The organism is Terribacillus saccharophilus, from assembly GCF_002272075.1.
GTDB classification, from domain to species: Bacteria; Bacillota; Bacilli; order Bacillales; family Amphibacillaceae; genus Terribacillus; species Terribacillus saccharophilus_A.
On the sequence record NZ_NPBJ01000013.1, the window covers coordinates 1 to 16,757 of the forward strand.

Genomic DNA, 16,757 nt, shown 5'->3' on the forward strand with positions numbered 1-16,757 from the left:
GTTTTGTTCAGTTTTCAAAGATCAATGACTGCCTTACGACAGTAACTATATACTATCACCATGTTTCGATACTGTCAACACTAGTTTCGGAGAAAAATAGAATATGAAAGAGGAAAACGTCGGAACGCCTTCCTCACATAGATTTCTTCGCCTTATTTAAAGACGAGTTCACCTTTCCATTCCAGCATTCCGCCGTCCATATTAATCACGTCATAACCTTGGTTTTCCATAAATGCAGCAGCATTCATGCTCCGGTGACCACCGCGGCAGACAAGTACATATGTGTCTTCTGTCGACAGTTCAGGAAGCTTCTCAGGTATCTGCTGAAGCGGGATATGAACCGCACCAGGAATCATACCTTGCTCTACTTCTTCATCTTCCCGTACATCAATTACTATATAGGAGGAAGTATCTTTTTCAATTAGTTCATCCAGTTCTTCCGGTTGTATATTGCGCATTTATAGTTCCCCTTTACTTAAAATAGAATCCCTTCCGTAAACAGAAGGGATCCGACTATTAATTTGCTACTACGTTGACTAGCTTGCCTGGTACGACAATCACTTTACGGACAGTCTTTCCTTCCAGCCAGCTTTTCATTTGTTCATCGTCAAGTGCAATTTTCTCAAGCTCTTCCTTAGAAGCATCATGAGGCACCATAACTTTTGCACGTAGCTTACCCATTGCCTGCAATACAATCTCTATTTCCTGTTCTACAAGCTTCGACTCATCATGAACCGGCCATTCAGCGTACGTAATTGTTTCCCCGTGGCCAAGTTTACTCCACAGTTCCTCCGCGATATGTGGCGCAACTGGTGAAAGTAACTTCATGAATCCTTCCGCAAATACGCGCGGGATGACAGGTGCCTTGTAACAATCATTGATGAACACCATCAATTGAGAGATACCTGTATTGAAGCGCAAAGCTTCAAAGTCCTCTGTCACTTTCTTCACAGTTTCGTGATACGTTTTTTGCAGGTCTTCTGATTCTGTGTCTTGTACTTTCTCTGAAAGTTCGCCCGCTTCTGTGATGAACAGTCGCCATATACGATCAAGGAATCGACGGGAACCATCTAATCCATTTTCAGACCAAGCGATGGAAGCATCCAATGGTCCCATAAACATTTCGTATAGACGAAGTGTATCTGCGCCATGTGATTCGATAACATCATCAGGGTTAACCACATTCCCTTTGGATTTACTCATTTTTTCATTATTTTCTCCAAGGATCATCCCTTGATTATATAACTTTTGGAAAGGCTCCTTAGTCGGCACAGCACCGATATCAAATAAGAACTTATGCCAGAAGCGCGCATACAGCAAGTGAAGAACAGCATGTTCTGCTCCCCCGATATAAACATCAACCGGCAGCCATTTCTTCAGTGTTTCAAAATCAGCCAGCTTTTCCGGGTTCTTCGGATCGATATAACGAAGGAAGTACCAGCAGCTGCCTGCCCACTGCGGCATTGTATGTGTTTCACGTTTCCCTTTCTTGCCTGTTTCCGGATCAGTGACATTCACCCATTCCGTAATATTAGCAAGCGGAGATTCACCTGTACCGGATGATTTAATCTCATCTGTTTTCGGCAAAACAAGCGGAAGCTCTTCTTCGGGAACACTTGTCATTGTACCGTCTTCCCAATGGATTACTGGAATCGGCTCACCCCAGTAGCGCTGACGGCTGAAAATCCAGTCGCGCAGACGGTAGCTGATTTTTTTCGAACCTTGTTTGTTCTCTTCCAGCCATGCGATTGCTGCAGAAATTGCTTCTTGTTTATTCATACCATCAAGGAAATCAGAATTGATATGTGCTCCCTCACCAGTATAAGCTTCATTTTCTATATCGGCACCTTCGATAACTGCCTTGATCGGCAAATCAAAAGTCTTCGCAAATTCATAGTCGCGTTCATCATGTGCAGGTACTGCCATGATAGCTCCGGAACCATAGCTCATAAGTACATAATCCGCGATCCAGATCTGCATTTTTTCGCCATTAACCGGGTTTATTGCATACGCACCAGTAAAGACACCCGTTTTCTCTTTTGCAAGATCTGTACGCTCCAAATCACTCTTCGCTGCTACTTCTTGTTTGTAGCTTTCAACTGCTGTCTGCTGCGCTTCAGAAGTGATCTTATCAACTAGCGGATGCTCTGGAGACAGTACCGCGAATGTAGCACCAAACAAAGTATCCGGACGAGTTGTAAACACATCGAAGCTTTCCTCAGTGCCTTCTATACGGAATGTTACTTCCGCACCTTCCGAGCGTCCGATCCAGTTACGCTGCATCTCTTTCAAGCTATCCGGCCAGTCAAGTTCATCCAAGTCTTCCAGCAGGCGATCTGCATAGGCAGTAATACGAAGCACCCATTGCTTCATTGGCTTACGGATAACAGGATGCCCGCCGCGTTCGCTCTTTCCGTCGATGACTTCTTCATTGGAAAGTACAGTACCAAGAGCAGGACACCAGTTCACTGCTACCTCATCCACATAAGCAAGTCCCTTTTTATACAACTGAAGGAAAATCCATTGAGTCCACTTATAGTATTCTGGATCAGTTGTATTAACTTCACGATCCCAATCGTAAGAGAACCCAAGTTCTTTGATCTGTCTTGTGAAAGTCGCGATATTCTTTTTCGTGAATTCTTCCGGGTCATTCCCTGTATCCAGCGCATACTGCTCAGCAGGTAATCCGAAAGCATCCCAGCCGATTGGATGCAGCACTTCAAAGCCTTGCATCCGCTTCATACGAGACAGAATATCTGTAGCTGTATAGCCTTCAGGGTGTCCTACGTGCAGACCAGCTCCTGATGGATAAGGGAACATATCCAAGGCATAAAACTTTTCTTTTTCAGAGGAAGTATCTGTTTTGAATGTTTTGTTTTCTTCCCAATAAGCTTGCCATTTCTTTTCGATTTCATGGTGATTGAATGACATATCGTGTGCCTCCTGTACTCTCTTCAACTTGAACAATTCTGACCGTGAAGCAAAGAAAAAAGCCCCTCATCCCAATAATGGGACGAGAGACTTCTCCCGCGGTACCACCCAACTTAGCGCAAATGCGCCCGCTCGACATTCCTTAACGCGGAAAACGGCAAAAAGTACTGGTAGTTCCCTTTTGCAATTACGAAGGCGAGTTCACAAGATGCCGGGACGGCTTGCACCAGAATGCCGTCTCTCTTAAACCAAGCAGAGCTTGCTACTACTCCTTCTCCTCATCGTTCACAGTATTGTTGTGTCCAGTGTACGGAACTGCGCTACATTTGTCAAGATTCGGCAGCTTCCGTCCGGAACACCGAAACAGCATCCTGCAGTTCACGTGTTACGCGGTCAAGGTGCCTGACTGTCATTGCCAGCTGCTCATAGGCTCCATACTGTTCATTGGTGGAATGATGTACTACATCTGTTTTTGCAGTATTTTCCTGGAGGGTACTGCTGATTTGTTCTACCCTGCCAAGAACCTCGGTGCCCAATCGCTCCGATTGGACACTACCGCTTTGAATTTGCTGCAGCCGATTCGAGATGGACTGAAACTTTTCTTCAATTTCCACGAATGAGCTTTCCATGCTTTCCATAGAAGCGGTTTCTGCTTTAGCAACCTCATGACCAAACTGCACAGCTTCGGATAAACTCATTGTGCCCTGCCGAATTGATCCTACCGTCTGATAAATCGCATCCGCAGAAGATTTGGACTCATCCGCAAGCTTTCGGATTTCATCTGCTACAACAGCGAAGCCTTTCCCCGCTTCACCAGCTCTTGCAGCCTCGATCGCAGCATTTAGCGCAAGCAGATTGGTCTGTTCAGCAACAGAAGATACCGATGCTACCATTTGCTCGATCTGTTGCGAATATTGGATGAAGTCTCGCAGCGACGCTTCCATTAAATCTCTGCTCTCCCCGTTCTTTACGGTAAGCTGCTGCTGATTATGTACAGTTTCCCTGCCGCGTACTGCTGCCTCTGATGCAAGCTTGCCAAGTGCAACTGTTTCCGTAGCAAATGTACTGTTCGCACTTCCTTGCTTGTCCATTTGTTCTACCAGAGTCACAGTTTGCTGCAGATCGGCGGAAATACGCTGCGAACCGGAAGTGATTTCACCAACTGAAGCAGCAATTTCTTTATGAAGTCCCTGCAGATTCTGATTGTCTTTATCAATTTCAGCAGACATTCCAGCTACTTCATCACTTGCTTTCTCAATCGAACCGATTAAATTTTTCAGCTGCTCTGTCATCTGTCCGAAGGCCTGATTCATCTCACTGATTTCCAAACTGCCTGTCTTTTCTATCGGCTCTACCGTTAAATCCCCCGCTGCAATTTGGTTCGTTCTGGACGCTAGTGCTAATAGGGGATCTGCAATCGATTTACTCGTTCTTCGAGATGTATAATTTGTAATGACTATGAGCAGCACTACCCCAATAACAGATACCACAATTACAAATGTAATCTGATTCTGCAAGGCAAGCTGTTCATCCTCATAAGCTGCTGTACTGTATGCGTTCGCCATATAAATATCATTCAGCAGTCCTTGAACACGGCTCGATAATCGCAGCGCATCCATCTCATTCACATTGGTCAAAAGACTCGTAACTTCCCATTGCCAGTCATCATACTTTGCCTTTCCCGCTTCAAGATATGCTGCTGACTGTCCTTCTGATGATTGCAAAAGCTGTTTGAAACTTGAGTTGCTTTGTTCCATGTATGACCGTAAATCCCCCGCTGACGCATCAGTACGGATTGTAGTCGTATTTCTCAGTACCTGGCCGGCATTATTCAGCTGGCTGTCCAACTGCTGAAGCTGGAGAAGATGCTGAACTTGCTCATAACTTGAAGCATTGATTCTTATCATACTGAAAATGATAAAGGCAATGAGCGCCAATGCTAATGCACTCGTACCTGCTGCCTGCAGGAATAGTTTCCGTGTCAGTTTCATTTAGCTCACTCCGATTCTAACAGCTTTTGTGTCGCTGTGTGGACTTTTCCTTCAACTGTGTCGGTAATACTGACAACAGCAATAGGACTTAATCCGACAGCCTGCTCCTTCAAGCCGACCATATTGTCTTCAGGCAGCTCTTCACCTTTAGAGAACCGTTCAAGAAAATCAAATACAATATGATCAATTTGCAACTGAGCAGACGTGACGACGTTATCAGGAGCTAGATAGCTCTGGTCACCTCCAGCACCGACTGCATATATATTCGCGAGGGCTGCTTGCTGCAGCATTGCCTTTCCAGCATCGCCAGGCTCAGCGAAAAGAATATCTGCTTCCTCAGCAATCAACTCCTTTGCCGCTTTGCTGCCCGCTGCCTTATCTTCCGGTGAAGTCTCCCGAACGAGCAGTTCGGTTTCCTTGGATGTAGCTGCAATTCCTTGTTTGAAACCTTCAAGGTAAGCACTGGACGACTCACCAATGAAACCTGCTTTACCAGACGGCGTTACGGCGGCAGCCGCCACCCCAGCCAAATAACCTGCCTGCACTGTATCAAAAACGTAGCCGAATAGATTATCAGCTTCCAGCTCCGTCTCAAAAGCTATGTATGTAATAGCAGGATTGGCCTTCGCCTGGTTGGCTACAGCATCTTCTGCCGCTGCTTCCAAAGTTATAATTGTATCCATGCCTTCATCGGCCAATTCCTGTAATGCTTTCTCATAAGTTAGTTCTGGTGTAATTTCTTTATATGTATAGATGATATCAAGTCGGTCTCTCGCTTTCGTCAACCCTTCGATCGCCAAATCATTCCATTCTTGATCTCCGAGTCCCGCTTCTGTCAAAACGATTCCGATACGTTTTTCTTCATCCAGCTTGGCTGCAGCCGGGTTTGCGGCACACCCAGATAAATAACATAGAATCAAGGCACAAATAGGTATTAGGATGCACTTATACATGTCGATATACTCCCTTCTCTTTCTTCACACTACTACTATGGTCCTTATATCGACATGTTTCTACATATATTTGGTAAATTAATTGTAAATTTTCCTTTACAATAGAGAGGTTTGATTTGCTAAATAAGCACAGGTAGCGTAAAAATAAGAGAGAACAATTTGTCAGAGAGAGGATTCAAGAAATGCTAAAACACGTTATCGCTTATGCACACGAACTGATGGAGCAAGTGACTCAGCCAGGAGATACAGTCATTGATGCAACATGCGGCAATGGGAATGATACCCTCGCACTCAGCCGTTTTGTCGGAGAAGAAGGAAAGGTGCTGGCATTCGATATACAGGAGCAAGCCATCGAAATGACAAGCAAGCACTTGAGCCTGCATGATGTAACGAATACAACTCTAATTCTGGACAGCCACCAGCGTGTCGATCATTATATAACACCCGAAGATGAAGGAAAGCTCGCTGGAGCCATTTTCAATTTAGGTTATTTGCCCGGCAGCAATAAAGCCATTACCACCAATGCAGAAAGCACGATTACTGCAATTGAGAAAATCCGCCGCGCATTGAAACCCGGCGGCAGAATCGTGTTGGTTGTTTATCATGGTCATCCGGAAGGAGCTATCGAAAAAGAAGGACTGCTTGCTCACGTGAAAGATTATGATCAAAAACATTACGCTGTCTTGCAGTATCGCTTTCTTAACCAAAAAAACACCCCGCCATTCATCATTGCTATTGAGAAGAAGAAATAAAAGAAGCGCGATCCCCTAGTCAATCGGGGTACGCGCTTCTTTTATATAGGCTTCCAATCAGATGGAAGAAACTTGATTAAGTTCGGCTGTATACACAAACTCAAAGTCTGCTTTTTAAGAATTGATATGCCATGTGATCAGCTTCCTCCCCCATTGTCGGGCCGTGATTAGCCTGGGAAGAAGATAGGTACATAGCGTCCGCATCAGAAGATACTAGGGCTTTATAAAGACTCTCGCTTTGCTCAATCGGTACCAGAGGGTCTTTTCCCCCGTGCAAAATCATCATCGGCGGACTATCGGCGCTTGCGTATGTAATCGGACTGCATTTTTTGGCTAGTTCTATATACTTCCAATCCCCTTCACTCGTATTGCCGCTTTCCAGTAATCTATTCAAATCTAACAACGATTTTCCAGGCTCAGTATATCCAAGAATTTGGGTTACAACAGTATCCATGGATTTGTCCGCATGATCAACTTCTGTTCCAGACAGATTCTTTAATGCTGCATTCGCATCATTTTTGATGAGTTCTACTAAGTCGGATGGCGCATAAAAAATTGCCGCCGCCCTTACCGTACTCGTATATTCTTGGTTACCGCCGACATCCCCTTCCATTTCTCTGCAATTTGCGCTCATTGCAACCATCGCTGCTAGATGTCCACCAGCAGAGTTCCCCAACACTCCAATTCGTTCAGGATCAATATTGTATCTCTTTGATCTCGCTTTCAAAAAACGGACTACTCCCTTGCAGTCATGAATGCATGCTGGGAAAACAGACTGACTAGCCAAGCGGTAGGATGGAGATACAATTGTGAATCCTTGTTCTACCAATCTTATAAGTTCCCTGCAATATACTGCTTTTTGGGTAACCTGCTTGTATTCTCCATACATCCACCCACCACCGAAATAGTAAATGATGCATGGACCTGGAGTTTTCTGATTAAGATCTTGATAGATATCCATTTTCAGTGTGTATGGCTCTCCATTATCAAGCGTGACCTCTGCAAAGGGTACATCTTCGTAACGCGGCGGACGACCTGGCGGACATAAAGGTTTTACTTTAGAAAGTTGTTGCCCCATACATATTTCCTCCCGATAATTATCTCAACTTTTGTAGTGCCGTTTAGTCGATAAGAAAGGTACCATTATTACATGATCAGCTTACAGGGAACATAATCATCGCACCAACGCTTAGTGCGAAAATACGAATCACATACATAGGTACTGAGAACAGCCAGAACTGCGGCAGCTTATACTTACCCATACCTAAGATCATAGCAGGCATACCATCGACTGGCATGTAGCCGCCGTTCCATGCAGATATTACAACTGCAACTGCTGCAGCAGTTGGGTCAAGCCCTAAACTCAGACTCGTTGCAATGGCAATTGGCGCAAAGATATATACAGAACCCATATTTGAACCAGTAAACGTAGCACATGTGCTAGTCAAAAGAGCGAAGATAAAGATTAACATGAATGGACTGATATTAGTCCCTAATGAATTCGCTACGTAGTCTCCTACCATAGCTGTGAATCCAGTCTCAGCCAATGCATTGGCAACCCCGATAACACCAGCCATTAACAGGATGACAGGCGCTCCCATATTATCTCGAACTTCCTTGAAGTCAAGTACATTAATTATTAATAAGAATGCTCCAGCAAGACCAGGAATTACATAAGCCGCTTCGCCAAACACATTCATTAGCATCATGCCTGCTACACTTAAGACAAATGCTGCTATCGTAGCGTATTCTTTCCATGGAGGCATGGTATTAATCTCAGAAGCAACTGCAACCTCATCAAAACCAGAATCTTCCGAAATCGGATGATCCGGCAGAAGACGGTAAGCAACCAAAGCCCATACCAAAAAGCCAAGGGTCAAGATGAAATTCACGACAGCAAACTTAGACATAGAAAGCCCGCCGGTAAATCCAGCTGTTTCTAGTACACTGACAGTAACACCATAAAAGAGCGCCACATTAAAAGGAATCAAAGGATGGTTAGTTGCAAATCCCAAAGGCATCATTAATTTAGACGTAGGCATTTTTTTATTGTAAGGGATTGTAGATATTAAAGATAAAATAAGTACATAGTATCCCGTGGAACCAGGTCCCGCTAAACTGGCACCAAACATAACTACTACAATCAAAAGAGCATAACTTTTGTATCCTCCCTTATTCACCAAAGCAAGCATAGAACTTTGAACCTTACCAATTACGCTCGTCTTCATTAGTCCCGCCATAACAACCATAAAGCCGGCGACCATGATAACGCTTGAGTTTACAAAGCCGGCAAAAGCCTCGGGAACTGTAGCCAGACCTGTCACTACAAGTAAAAGGGACGCTATGAGTGGTGGTGCACCAAATGCAAATTTGTCTGACATGATCATCACAATCATCAGCACCAAGATACCAAGTGCAAGATACATATCCAATGTCATTTTTATTACTCCTCTCTTAAGTGATGACACTTCGCCATCACCTTAAAGACTTCCTAAAGTCTCTTGTGGGGGTGTACTTCCTAATAATCCCGAGCTCATTCTTCTAAGTGAAGCGGTTACATTATTTGCCGCTCCAACAGAGAATTTATTCTAGGAGCATGTATTCTCAGATTGTGCTGCTGCAATTGAGCAGCGCACCTTGACTAAGCAATGTTGTCTAAATTGGTATGCGACAGCGTTGTATGAGAGCGTGCTGCGGCTGCTATGCAAACGCAGCACACCGATACTAGAGTATTGGAGTCAGCCCCTATGTCTCTCCTTATTTCTAAGGAGTTACAGTGGGTACGATAATGATGCTATAACAGGCTCTTGTGATTACTACTTAGCTAATTTCTCCAGAAGTAGGATTGTAGACCCCTTCGTATTCACGCTTTGCACCGTAAATATCCTCAACTGAAAAACCATTATATTTTACACACATTCTATTTTTATACGCGTAGACTAGGTGTAGGTGCCCTTGCGGATCTTGATAAAGAGTTGGATATTCGAACTGTGAATTGTTCGTTTTATTTTCTGATCCGATGAAACCTTCAGCGTGTTCAATAATTCGTCCAATCGGCCAAGTATTACCAGCATCTTCAGACACGGAAACCACTACAGGGTTTCTTAATCCAGGCCATGCCACTTTACCTTTTTCGGGTCTATTAGCTGCATTTGCGTTATATGCAATCGCAATTGCACCGTTATCCAGCTTAATTGCGCTTACACTTGAATTGTTATTTGGTAAGGTTGTTGGCTCAGGAGCTGTCCAAGAATCTCCATAATCAGTTGACTCACTTCTATAAATATAATCTGCGAATCTACTTCTCATAAATGCCACTAGATGACCATTTTCTAATTCTATGACATTGGCATGTACTCGTCCGTTACTATCAGGCATACGCACTACTTTCCAAGTCAGTCCTTCATCGTCCGACACATGCATAACTGTGGGATCGTTCGTTAGACCAAATTCGGAATCCTCACATACCCAAGTACTGAATATCCATCTACCATTACTTAATACTTGAATAGCTTGTCTTGCAAAAGTTCCTTGCTGGCTGAACAAAACTTCTGGCTCAGACCAGCTTTCGCCATTGTCACTTGTTTTTTGATACTTGATAATTGATGTAAATTGCATATTATCTTTATCTGGCTGTCTGCCTTCCTGGGAAGTATAGATTACCCATACTGTGTTATCTGGTGCATGGAAAAATGATGGGTTTTGCTCGCTGCGCGTATCGTCCTGCGAGATAATTTTCGGCTCGTTCCACTCTTGGGATACATGATCAAATTTCGATAATACAATTGAAATATCCGGGCTGCCTTCAAATGACCCTGCAAACCACGCACATAACAAATCTCCATTTTCCAACTTTGTAACAGTAGGGGCATGTGCAGTCGAAAATGGTCCAGATGGAATCAAAGAAAAATCAATATTTGTGTATGCATCGTGATACAATTTACCGTTTGGAATTGACTCGTTAACTACTATTTTATTACTCATACTATTCACCTTATCTTTCTATTTAAATTTCGATTTTAATTACTGCTTTTTTGTAATTTGTCGCTTTATCTATATACTTTAAAGCTTTATGCCCATCATGAGGCAGACAAATGTAGGCCATGCCTTTATTGATTTTCATGGTCGTTTCCGGATTGCCGTTCAATCGAACAACATCTTTTTCGACATTGTATGCAACGTCAACTTCTAATTGATCAATGGGTGCCCATGCTACATATTCCGATCCATCCAATACAATTTGAATATCGATATAATTTTTATGTGCTTCAAATGTCCCTTCATCTATGTGAGTCGTAGTTCCTTCCTGAAAGAACAAATAACCTCCATCAAATTCAAATCGCTTATTATAATCTATTTCTATTTCATTGAATTTCTTTAATCCGTTGCCGATTTTTGGATTTAATGAATTATATTCAACCAAATTCTCTCTTAAATCGAATATCACACTTTTCACTTCGTTTCTGTATTGACATTATGAGCTAACTTCTTTCTCCTAAGTAAGGGGTTACATTTTCACATAAGCTTTTTTGAAAAGCTTTGAGTAAGACTTCAGGTTAGCTACTTATGGTTTAAATTTTTACTTGGGGCCAAGCCCCCTTAAACTCATTTTGCATCATGACTATTCTAATTCTTATTTCAAAACTTCTTTTGGGGACAAATCAGCAGCAGACTGGATTGCTGCAAGCATACTTCTTTCATCTGCAATATTTTTCCCAGCGATATCAAATGCAGTACCATGGTCTACGGAAGTACGAATAACACCTCCATTTAAACCAACCGTGATGTTAACACCCTCTTCCAAACCTAATACCTTTATTGGAACATGGCCTTGATCATGATAACAGGCAACGATTAAATTAAAATCACCACGAACCGCTCGGAAAAATACGGTGTCGGCAGGATGTGGACCGCTTACATTTATTCCTTCAGCAAATGCTTGCTCTATACCAGGAACTAGTTTTTCTTCCTCTTCCCCTTCTCCAAACAACCCATTTTCACCCGCATGTGGATTGATTCCGCAAACTGCAATTCTTGGATTTTTATATCCTGCACGCGTTAAAGTGTCGTGAGCAAGTTTCACCACTTTATATGTCCGTTCTGGCGTGATAGACTCGACTGCTTTAATCAGGCCAACGTGTGTGGTTAAGTGAATGACTTTTAGTTTTGGCGAAGATAACATCATGGAATAATCAACCGTTTCCGTTAACTCAGCAAGGATTTCAGTATGTCCCGGATATAGATGCCCTCCCTTATGAAGGGCTTCTTTATTTAATGGTGCAGTACAGATCGATTGTATCTCCTTATTCTTAGCCAACTCAACGGCCGTTTTCAAATATTGAAAGGCCGCATCTCCTGCTTGTGGTGATAATTCTCCAAAAGGCATGTCAGCAGATAGCAGATTCAAATCAATACAGTCAATTCTGCCAAATTCAAAATTACTTTCAGCGACAGATGCAACAGTCTCAACTGTTAAAGGAGATTGAGTGACGCGTATAGCTCTTTCTATCATTTTCGCATCACCAATCACAAGTGGTCTGCATATATCATAAACTCCCGTATGGCTCAAGGCTTTTACAATAATCTCAGGACCCACACCTGCGGCATCCCCCATGGTAATCCCTATAATCGGCTTCATCATATTCCCTCCCACGAAGTTCATAATGTGGCTTTCAACATGACTTTTTTAAAGCCATGTTGAAAGCAATAGCAACCACATATTTTAAACCGATTGTATTCTTGTACCTAATAATTGGAGCTGCTCGCCTAAACTTTCAAGAGAGTTTGGCCCTGCGATGATTTGGTCTGCTGTTTGAAATTTAAATAACTTTTGCATTGTCGTAACCTCTTTTCACACATTTTATAATTCGATTCAAGATGTGAGTAGCACTAGTTTTGCTACGTTAATCCTTAAATAACTGTTTCCTTTATGTAAGTTTGTTTATTTTTTAAACACATATTAATTTTATAACGCTTTCATAAATCCATTATATATATGAATGTTTAATTTATCAACAGGTTTTTTGTGAAAATACATTGCTTCCGGGAGATGTAAAAACCCATCTCAAAAGCACCCACCAATTCACGAATAGTGCAATTGCCATTTATCTCACGAGCTTCGATGAATAAGATGCTAAGCTTTCAAAAAATAAAGATATATGTAATAAAGGAATATTTACAGCTAGGAAGAAGTCCAACCAGCACCCGAGGAATACATTGGAAATGAAATGCTTATGCAGAAGTCAGAATCAGACATTCAGATCCATACAGACTATGACTGACCGTCAGATAGTACAAAGTCCTGTTCATCTTACATTTATCGGCCGCTTTCATATTATTCATTATTACTTTTTGCAACAAGAAATAAAGAAGCGCGATCCCCTAACTTATCGGGGTACGCGCTTCTTTCATTTTATTATATGCTTTGATATTCAAATGGAAAAACTTCGATTTGTTTCCGCTTGCCTTGAGCAGTGTTTTGATCATCTCTTTGCCATCCGAAAGCAGACTCACTTTGCGATCTGCCAAATACAGTCCAACAAGCCCGTGATGGACCATCTCATGGAATGACGCATGCGGAAGGCGCTGTACGCTTTCGTTCGTCCGCTCAATGAAGTACTGGAGTCTTTCCTTCATTTCATCTGAGTCTCGGTAATAATGGCAGAAATTCAGATCTCCTTCCTCTTCATCCTCCATCTGATCGATATAGTAATCTAGCAGAATGTGCAGTCCTTGCATATACGGGAAGTAGCTTTGATAGATATCATCTGCTAATTGATGATTCAGTTCCATCCCCATACCATACGATACAAAACAGAAGATACCGAGGGTCGACCCGCTGCACGCTGAGAATTCATACCATGTAAGATCCCTGTGCTCCTCTTGATGCTGGGCAAACCAGTTCGTCAGTCTTTCAATCCGCTCTTCCTTCGCCACATGCTTATGCACTTGCAAATCGCCGTATAAGCCGGAAAGTTTCAGCAAATAAGGCTGCAAAACTTGAAGGTTCGGCTGTTTGCCAAGGATGGTCTGACAAGTGAAAACAAGTGAGTGCAAGTATCCGCCGTCTTCCCGCTCGTCACGCAATGCATAATAATCCTTCAGCTTTTCACCGGGCTGAAGTGCATCCAGCATCGATTGATGCAAAAGACGAAAATCTTCTGGATCGAGAGAAGTACTGCGATCACATAAATTATCAAGATAGTCACTGATAGTCTGATAGGCAATAATGAACTTGATCGCTTGCTTCCAGGCATCACCAGCAAGCAGACTGTATACTGCCCCGCCCTGACAATGGAAGCGTTTGGTCCGAATACTTTCCAGTGCCTGCTTCCGCAGTTCCGGATCCGGTATCGCTTCTGCCCGCTGTGTCCATAGTTCTAATTCTTTATGTACTTCCGGGAATATTTTCCGATATACTTGATGCATAAGTAAAACCGATGACTTTGGTATTTGTTGGGCCATAATGTAATTTCGCTCCTCGAATCCGGGATTGTCTTCTTTCCAAAAAATCTATTAATTCTATAAGAACATAAACGAAGGGAGTATTCAAATGATATACGAATACGACAAGAAACGTCCACATGTTCACAAAGAAGCTTATGTAGCTCCTGACGCCGTTATTACAGGAGACGTTACGATTAAAAAAGATGCCAGCATCTGGTTCAAGACAGTGATACGCGGTGATGTTTCACCAGTTATGATTGGTGAAGGCGCCAATGTGCAGGATCTTTGTGTCCTACACCAAAGTCCTGATCTTCCTCTTATTATAAAGCAAGGAGCCACGATTGGTCACCAAGTTACGCTCCATTCTTGCACAATCGGAAAAAATTCCCTTATAGGCATGGGGTCAATTGTCCTTGATGGCGCGGTCATCGAGGATGGTGCTTATGTAGGCGCAGGTTCACTCGTCCCCCCAGGAAAAACAATTCCCTCCGGCAAACTTGCATTCGGCAGACCTGCCAAAGTAATACGTGATTTGACCGAAGCTGATTTCCAGGACATGGAGCGCATTCGGTTGGAATATATCAAGAAAAGCAAACAGTATAAAGAAACAACATAAAAAGCCGTTCCTCTTGCAGGAACGGCTTTTTTATTATGTGGTCTGCAGTTTGCTTTCCACTCTATCGACTTTTTGGAACTCAGCAAAGTCATACTTACGTTCTACGTAAATCTGATGCCATAGCATGAAAGCAAGTACAGTCCAGATTTTACGGCTGTAATCTACCTTACCTTGGCAATGTGCATCTAACAGATTCAAGATGTAGTCTTTATGCAAAAGATGATCTGTTTGGCTTTCATGGATGAGTGTTTTCGCCCAGCCATTCAGTTCATTTTTCAGCCAGTGGCGCATTGGCACTGGGAAACCAAGTTTTTTCCGATGCAAAACATGATCCGGAACAATGCCTTCTACCGCTTCACGAAGTAAGCTCTTCGTTGTGTTGTTGGCGATTTTCAAATCTTCCGGAATCTCGCGGGCAACACGGAATACTTCTTTATCCAAGAATGGAACGCGAAGCTCTAGTGAATGTGCCATTGTCATCTTATCCGCTTTCAGAAGGATGTCTCCGCGCATCCATGTATGAATGTCGATATACTGCATTTGATCGACAAGAGATTCGTTTTTTACGTTCTCATACAATGGTGCTGTAATCTGCTGGTAGTGAACCGCATCACTGTATGTTTTTAATAGCTTCTGTTTGTCTGCATCCTCAAACATTTTAGCATTTCCAATATAACGATCTTTCAATGGCGTTGTACCACGCTCAAGGAAGCTCTTACCACGTACACCTTCTGGCAAGATTTTAGCTACTCTTGCAAGCAAGGCTTTTGCAGGTCCCGGAATACTATCGAACATGCGAAGGGATTCTGGTTCACGGTAAATATTATATCCACCGAACAGTTCATCCGAACCTTCTCCGGAAAGTACAACCGTTACATGTTTGCTAGCTTCCCTTGCCACGAAGTAAAGTGCCACAGCAGATGGATCAGCCAATGGATCATCCATATGCCACATGATTTTCGGCAGTTTTTCCAAGTATTCTTCTGGTGTAATGATATGGGAATAGTTTTCTACGCCGAGTTTCTCAGCTGTTTCTTTTGCCACATCTACTTCGGAGAATCCTTCACGTTCAAAACCGACAGAGAATGTCTTCAAATTCGGATTGAATTGCTTCGCAATGGCTACAATGATGGAAGAATCAATTCCACCTGAAAGGAAGGAACCGACTGGTACATCACTTCGCATATGCTTGCTCACGGAATCATGAAGCACATCCTGGATACGTGTGATCCAAGCTTGCTTGTCCATGATTTTCGGTGAGAATGTCGCATGCCAGTAACGATGGAATTCTATCGGTTCACCTTCACGCTTCACGAAGTAGTGACCAGGCTCAACTTTTTTGATACCTTCTGTCATCGTAAATGGTTCCGGTACATACTGGTAGCTCAAATAATGCTGGAGTGCTTCCGTATCGACTGTCTCTGATTCTTCCAGAAGTGTGATGCTCTTCTTCTCAGAAGCGAAGAAAATCTCATCTTCTGTTTCTTTATAGAAGAGCGGCTTGATGCCAAATGGATCACGTGCTCCGAAAAGTGTCTTCTTCTCTTTATCCCATAGCAAAATGCTGAACATACCGCGAAGCTCTTTGAACGCTTCCGTTCCGTATGTATGGTACATCGCTGCGATGACCTCGGTATCGGATTCTGTCTTGAACTCTGCGCCTTTTTTCAGCAATTCTTCACGAAGCTCTACATAGTTGTAGATCTCTCCGTTGAAAACCATCCAGATTTTCTCGTCGTCATAGCTTAATGGCTGAACACCAGCCTCGATATCAATAATACTCAAGCGGCGGAAACCGAATGAGACATGTTCGTCATGGTAATATCCTTCATCATCCGGACCGCGGTGCGTGATGATGTTGTTCTGTTGTTTGAATTTATCCTTATCAGCTTGCGTTAATTGTTTTACGTTTTTTCTAATTACGCCAATCAAACCACACATTTAATGTTAGCCTCTCTTTCATTACTTCTAGCCATTAATTATAGCATAAAACAATTCGGTTCTTGAAGGGAGATTATGGGTGCCGACACAAAAAAAGCAAGAGCGAAATTACCGCTCTTGCCTTTCA

At 42.9% G+C, this 16,757-nt stretch carries 13 protein-coding genes and 1 other annotated feature; of the genes, 2 read left to right on the forward strand and 11 right to left on the reverse strand.

Features of this window, described 5'->3' with window-relative positions; all coding sequences use genetic code 11:
* Positions 1 to 152: 152 nt before the first annotated feature.
* The 4 genes from CHH48_RS06110 to CHH48_RS06125 all read right to left on the reverse strand — a co-directional run bounded on the left by CHH48_RS06110 (position 153) and on the right by CHH48_RS06125 (position 5,875).
* Positions 153 to 458 carry a rhodanese-like domain-containing protein gene (locus CHH48_RS06110; RefSeq protein WP_095218271.1) on the reverse strand — a complete coding sequence of 102 codons (306 nt, stop codon included), beginning with the start codon at positions 456 to 458 and terminating at the stop codon, positions 153 to 155.
* A gap of 58 nt (positions 459 to 516) precedes the next feature.
* The gene (leuS, locus tag CHH48_RS06115; RefSeq protein WP_095218272.1) at positions 517 to 2,931 is read right to left on the reverse strand and encodes a leucine--tRNA ligase; all 2,415 of its coding nucleotides are present in this window, start codon (positions 2,929 to 2,931) and stop codon (positions 517 to 519) included.
* Positions 2,932 to 3,006: 75 nt separating this feature from the next.
* Positions 3,007 to 3,219: a binding site (T-box leader), on the reverse strand.
* Positions 3,220 to 3,260: 41 nt separating this feature from the next.
* Complete coding sequence (locus tag CHH48_RS06120; protein WP_095218273.1) at positions 3,261 to 4,922, reverse strand: methyl-accepting chemotaxis protein; 1,662 nt, start codon at positions 4,920 to 4,922, stop codon at positions 3,261 to 3,263.
* A 5-nt stretch (positions 4,923 to 4,927) separates the two neighbouring features.
* Entirely contained in the window at positions 4,928 to 5,875 is a 948-nt protein-coding gene (locus CHH48_RS06125) for a BMP family ABC transporter substrate-binding protein (protein ID WP_095218274.1), read from the reverse strand.
* 182 nt (positions 5,876 to 6,057) lie between these two features.
* On the opposite strand from CHH48_RS06125, the gene CHH48_RS06130 reads away from it, so the two are divergent.
* Positions 6,058 to 6,627, forward strand: coding sequence for a tRNA (mnm(5)s(2)U34)-methyltransferase (locus CHH48_RS06130; RefSeq protein WP_095218275.1), 570 nt, complete (start codon positions 6,058 to 6,060; stop codon positions 6,625 to 6,627).
* Between the two features lie 100 nt (positions 6,628 to 6,727).
* Here CHH48_RS06130 and CHH48_RS06135 read toward each other — a convergent pair whose 3' ends face one another.
* From CHH48_RS06135 to CHH48_RS06160, 6 genes are all read right to left on the reverse strand, one after another.
* On the reverse strand, positions 6,728 to 7,705 hold the full coding sequence (locus CHH48_RS06135; protein ID WP_095218276.1) for an alpha/beta hydrolase: 978 nt from the start codon (positions 7,703 to 7,705) through the stop codon (positions 6,728 to 6,730).
* Positions 7,706 to 7,781: 76 nt separating this feature from the next.
* Complete coding sequence (locus tag CHH48_RS06140) at positions 7,782 to 9,065, reverse strand: SLC13 family permease (protein ID WP_095218277.1); 1,284 nt, start codon at positions 9,063 to 9,065, stop codon at positions 7,782 to 7,784.
* Positions 9,066 to 9,447: 382 nt separating this feature from the next.
* Positions 9,448 to 10,611 (reverse strand): sialidase family protein, encoded by a 1,164-nt coding sequence (locus CHH48_RS06145; RefSeq protein ID WP_095218278.1) that lies wholly within the window; start codon positions 10,609 to 10,611, stop codon positions 9,448 to 9,450.
* Positions 10,612 to 10,633: 22 nt separating this feature from the next.
* Entirely contained in the window at positions 10,634 to 11,074 is a 441-nt protein-coding gene (locus CHH48_RS06150) for a YhcH/YjgK/YiaL family protein (protein WP_176466389.1), read from the reverse strand.
* A 186-nt stretch (positions 11,075 to 11,260) separates the two neighbouring features.
* On the reverse strand, positions 11,261 to 12,268 hold the full coding sequence (pdxA, locus tag CHH48_RS06155; protein WP_217903020.1) for a 4-hydroxythreonine-4-phosphate dehydrogenase PdxA: 1,008 nt from the start codon (positions 12,266 to 12,268) through the stop codon (positions 11,261 to 11,263).
* 740 nt (positions 12,269 to 13,008) lie between these two features.
* Positions 13,009 to 14,091, reverse strand: coding sequence for a tetraprenyl-beta-curcumene synthase family protein (locus tag CHH48_RS06160; RefSeq protein ID WP_095218281.1), 1,083 nt, complete (start codon positions 14,089 to 14,091; stop codon positions 13,009 to 13,011).
* 88 nt (positions 14,092 to 14,179) lie between these two features.
* Here CHH48_RS06160 and CHH48_RS06165 point away from each other — a divergent pair, with 88 nt between their 5' ends.
* Complete coding sequence (locus tag CHH48_RS06165) at positions 14,180 to 14,689, forward strand: gamma carbonic anhydrase (protein WP_095218282.1); 510 nt, start codon at positions 14,180 to 14,182, stop codon at positions 14,687 to 14,689.
* Between the two features lie 33 nt (positions 14,690 to 14,722).
* Here CHH48_RS06165 and asnB read toward each other — a convergent pair whose 3' ends face one another.
* Complete coding sequence (gene asnB / locus CHH48_RS06170) at positions 14,723 to 16,630, reverse strand: asparagine synthase (glutamine-hydrolyzing) (RefSeq protein WP_095218283.1); 1,908 nt, start codon at positions 16,628 to 16,630, stop codon at positions 14,723 to 14,725.
* Between the last annotated feature and the right edge of the window lie 127 nt (positions 16,631 to 16,757).

What these genes read in the sequence shown, in the direction of transcription:
- CHH48_RS06110 (WP_095218271.1), bottom strand. Translation starts at nt 458, where the DNA reads ATGCGCAATATACAACCGGAAGAACTGGATGAACTAATTGAAAAAGAT.
- leuS (WP_095218272.1), bottom strand. Translation starts at nt 2,931, where the DNA reads ATGTCATTCAATCACCATGAAATCGAAAAGAAATGGCAAGCTTATTGG.
- CHH48_RS06120 (WP_095218273.1), bottom strand. Translation starts at nt 4,922, where the DNA reads ATGAAACTGACACGGAAACTATTCCTGCAGGCAGCAGGTACGAGTGCA.
- CHH48_RS06125 (WP_095218274.1), bottom strand. Translation starts at nt 5,875, where the DNA reads ATGTATAAGTGCATCCTAATACCTATTTGTGCCTTGATTCTATGTTAT.
- CHH48_RS06130 (WP_095218275.1), top strand. Translation starts at nt 6,058, where the DNA reads ATGCTAAAACACGTTATCGCTTATGCACACGAACTGATGGAGCAAGTG.
- CHH48_RS06135 (WP_095218276.1), bottom strand. Translation starts at nt 7,705, where the DNA reads ATGGGGCAACAACTTTCTAAAGTAAAACCTTTATGTCCGCCAGGTCGT.
- CHH48_RS06140 (WP_095218277.1), bottom strand. Translation starts at nt 9,065, where the DNA reads ATGACATTGGATATGTATCTTGCACTTGGTATCTTGGTGCTGATGATT.
- CHH48_RS06145 (WP_095218278.1), bottom strand. Translation starts at nt 10,611, where the DNA reads ATGAGTAATAAAATAGTAGTTAACGAGTCAATTCCAAACGGTAAATTG.
- pdxA (WP_217903020.1), bottom strand. Translation starts at nt 12,268, where the DNA reads ATGATGAAGCCGATTATAGGGATTACCATGGGGGATGCCGCAGGTGTG.
- CHH48_RS06160 (WP_095218281.1), bottom strand. Translation starts at nt 14,091, where the DNA reads ATGGCCCAACAAATACCAAAGTCATCGGTTTTACTTATGCATCAAGTA.
- CHH48_RS06165 (WP_095218282.1), top strand. Translation starts at nt 14,180, where the DNA reads ATGATATACGAATACGACAAGAAACGTCCACATGTTCACAAAGAAGCT.
- asnB (WP_095218283.1), bottom strand. Translation starts at nt 16,630, where the DNA reads ATGTGTGGTTTGATTGGCGTAATTAGAAAAAACGTAAAACAATTAACG.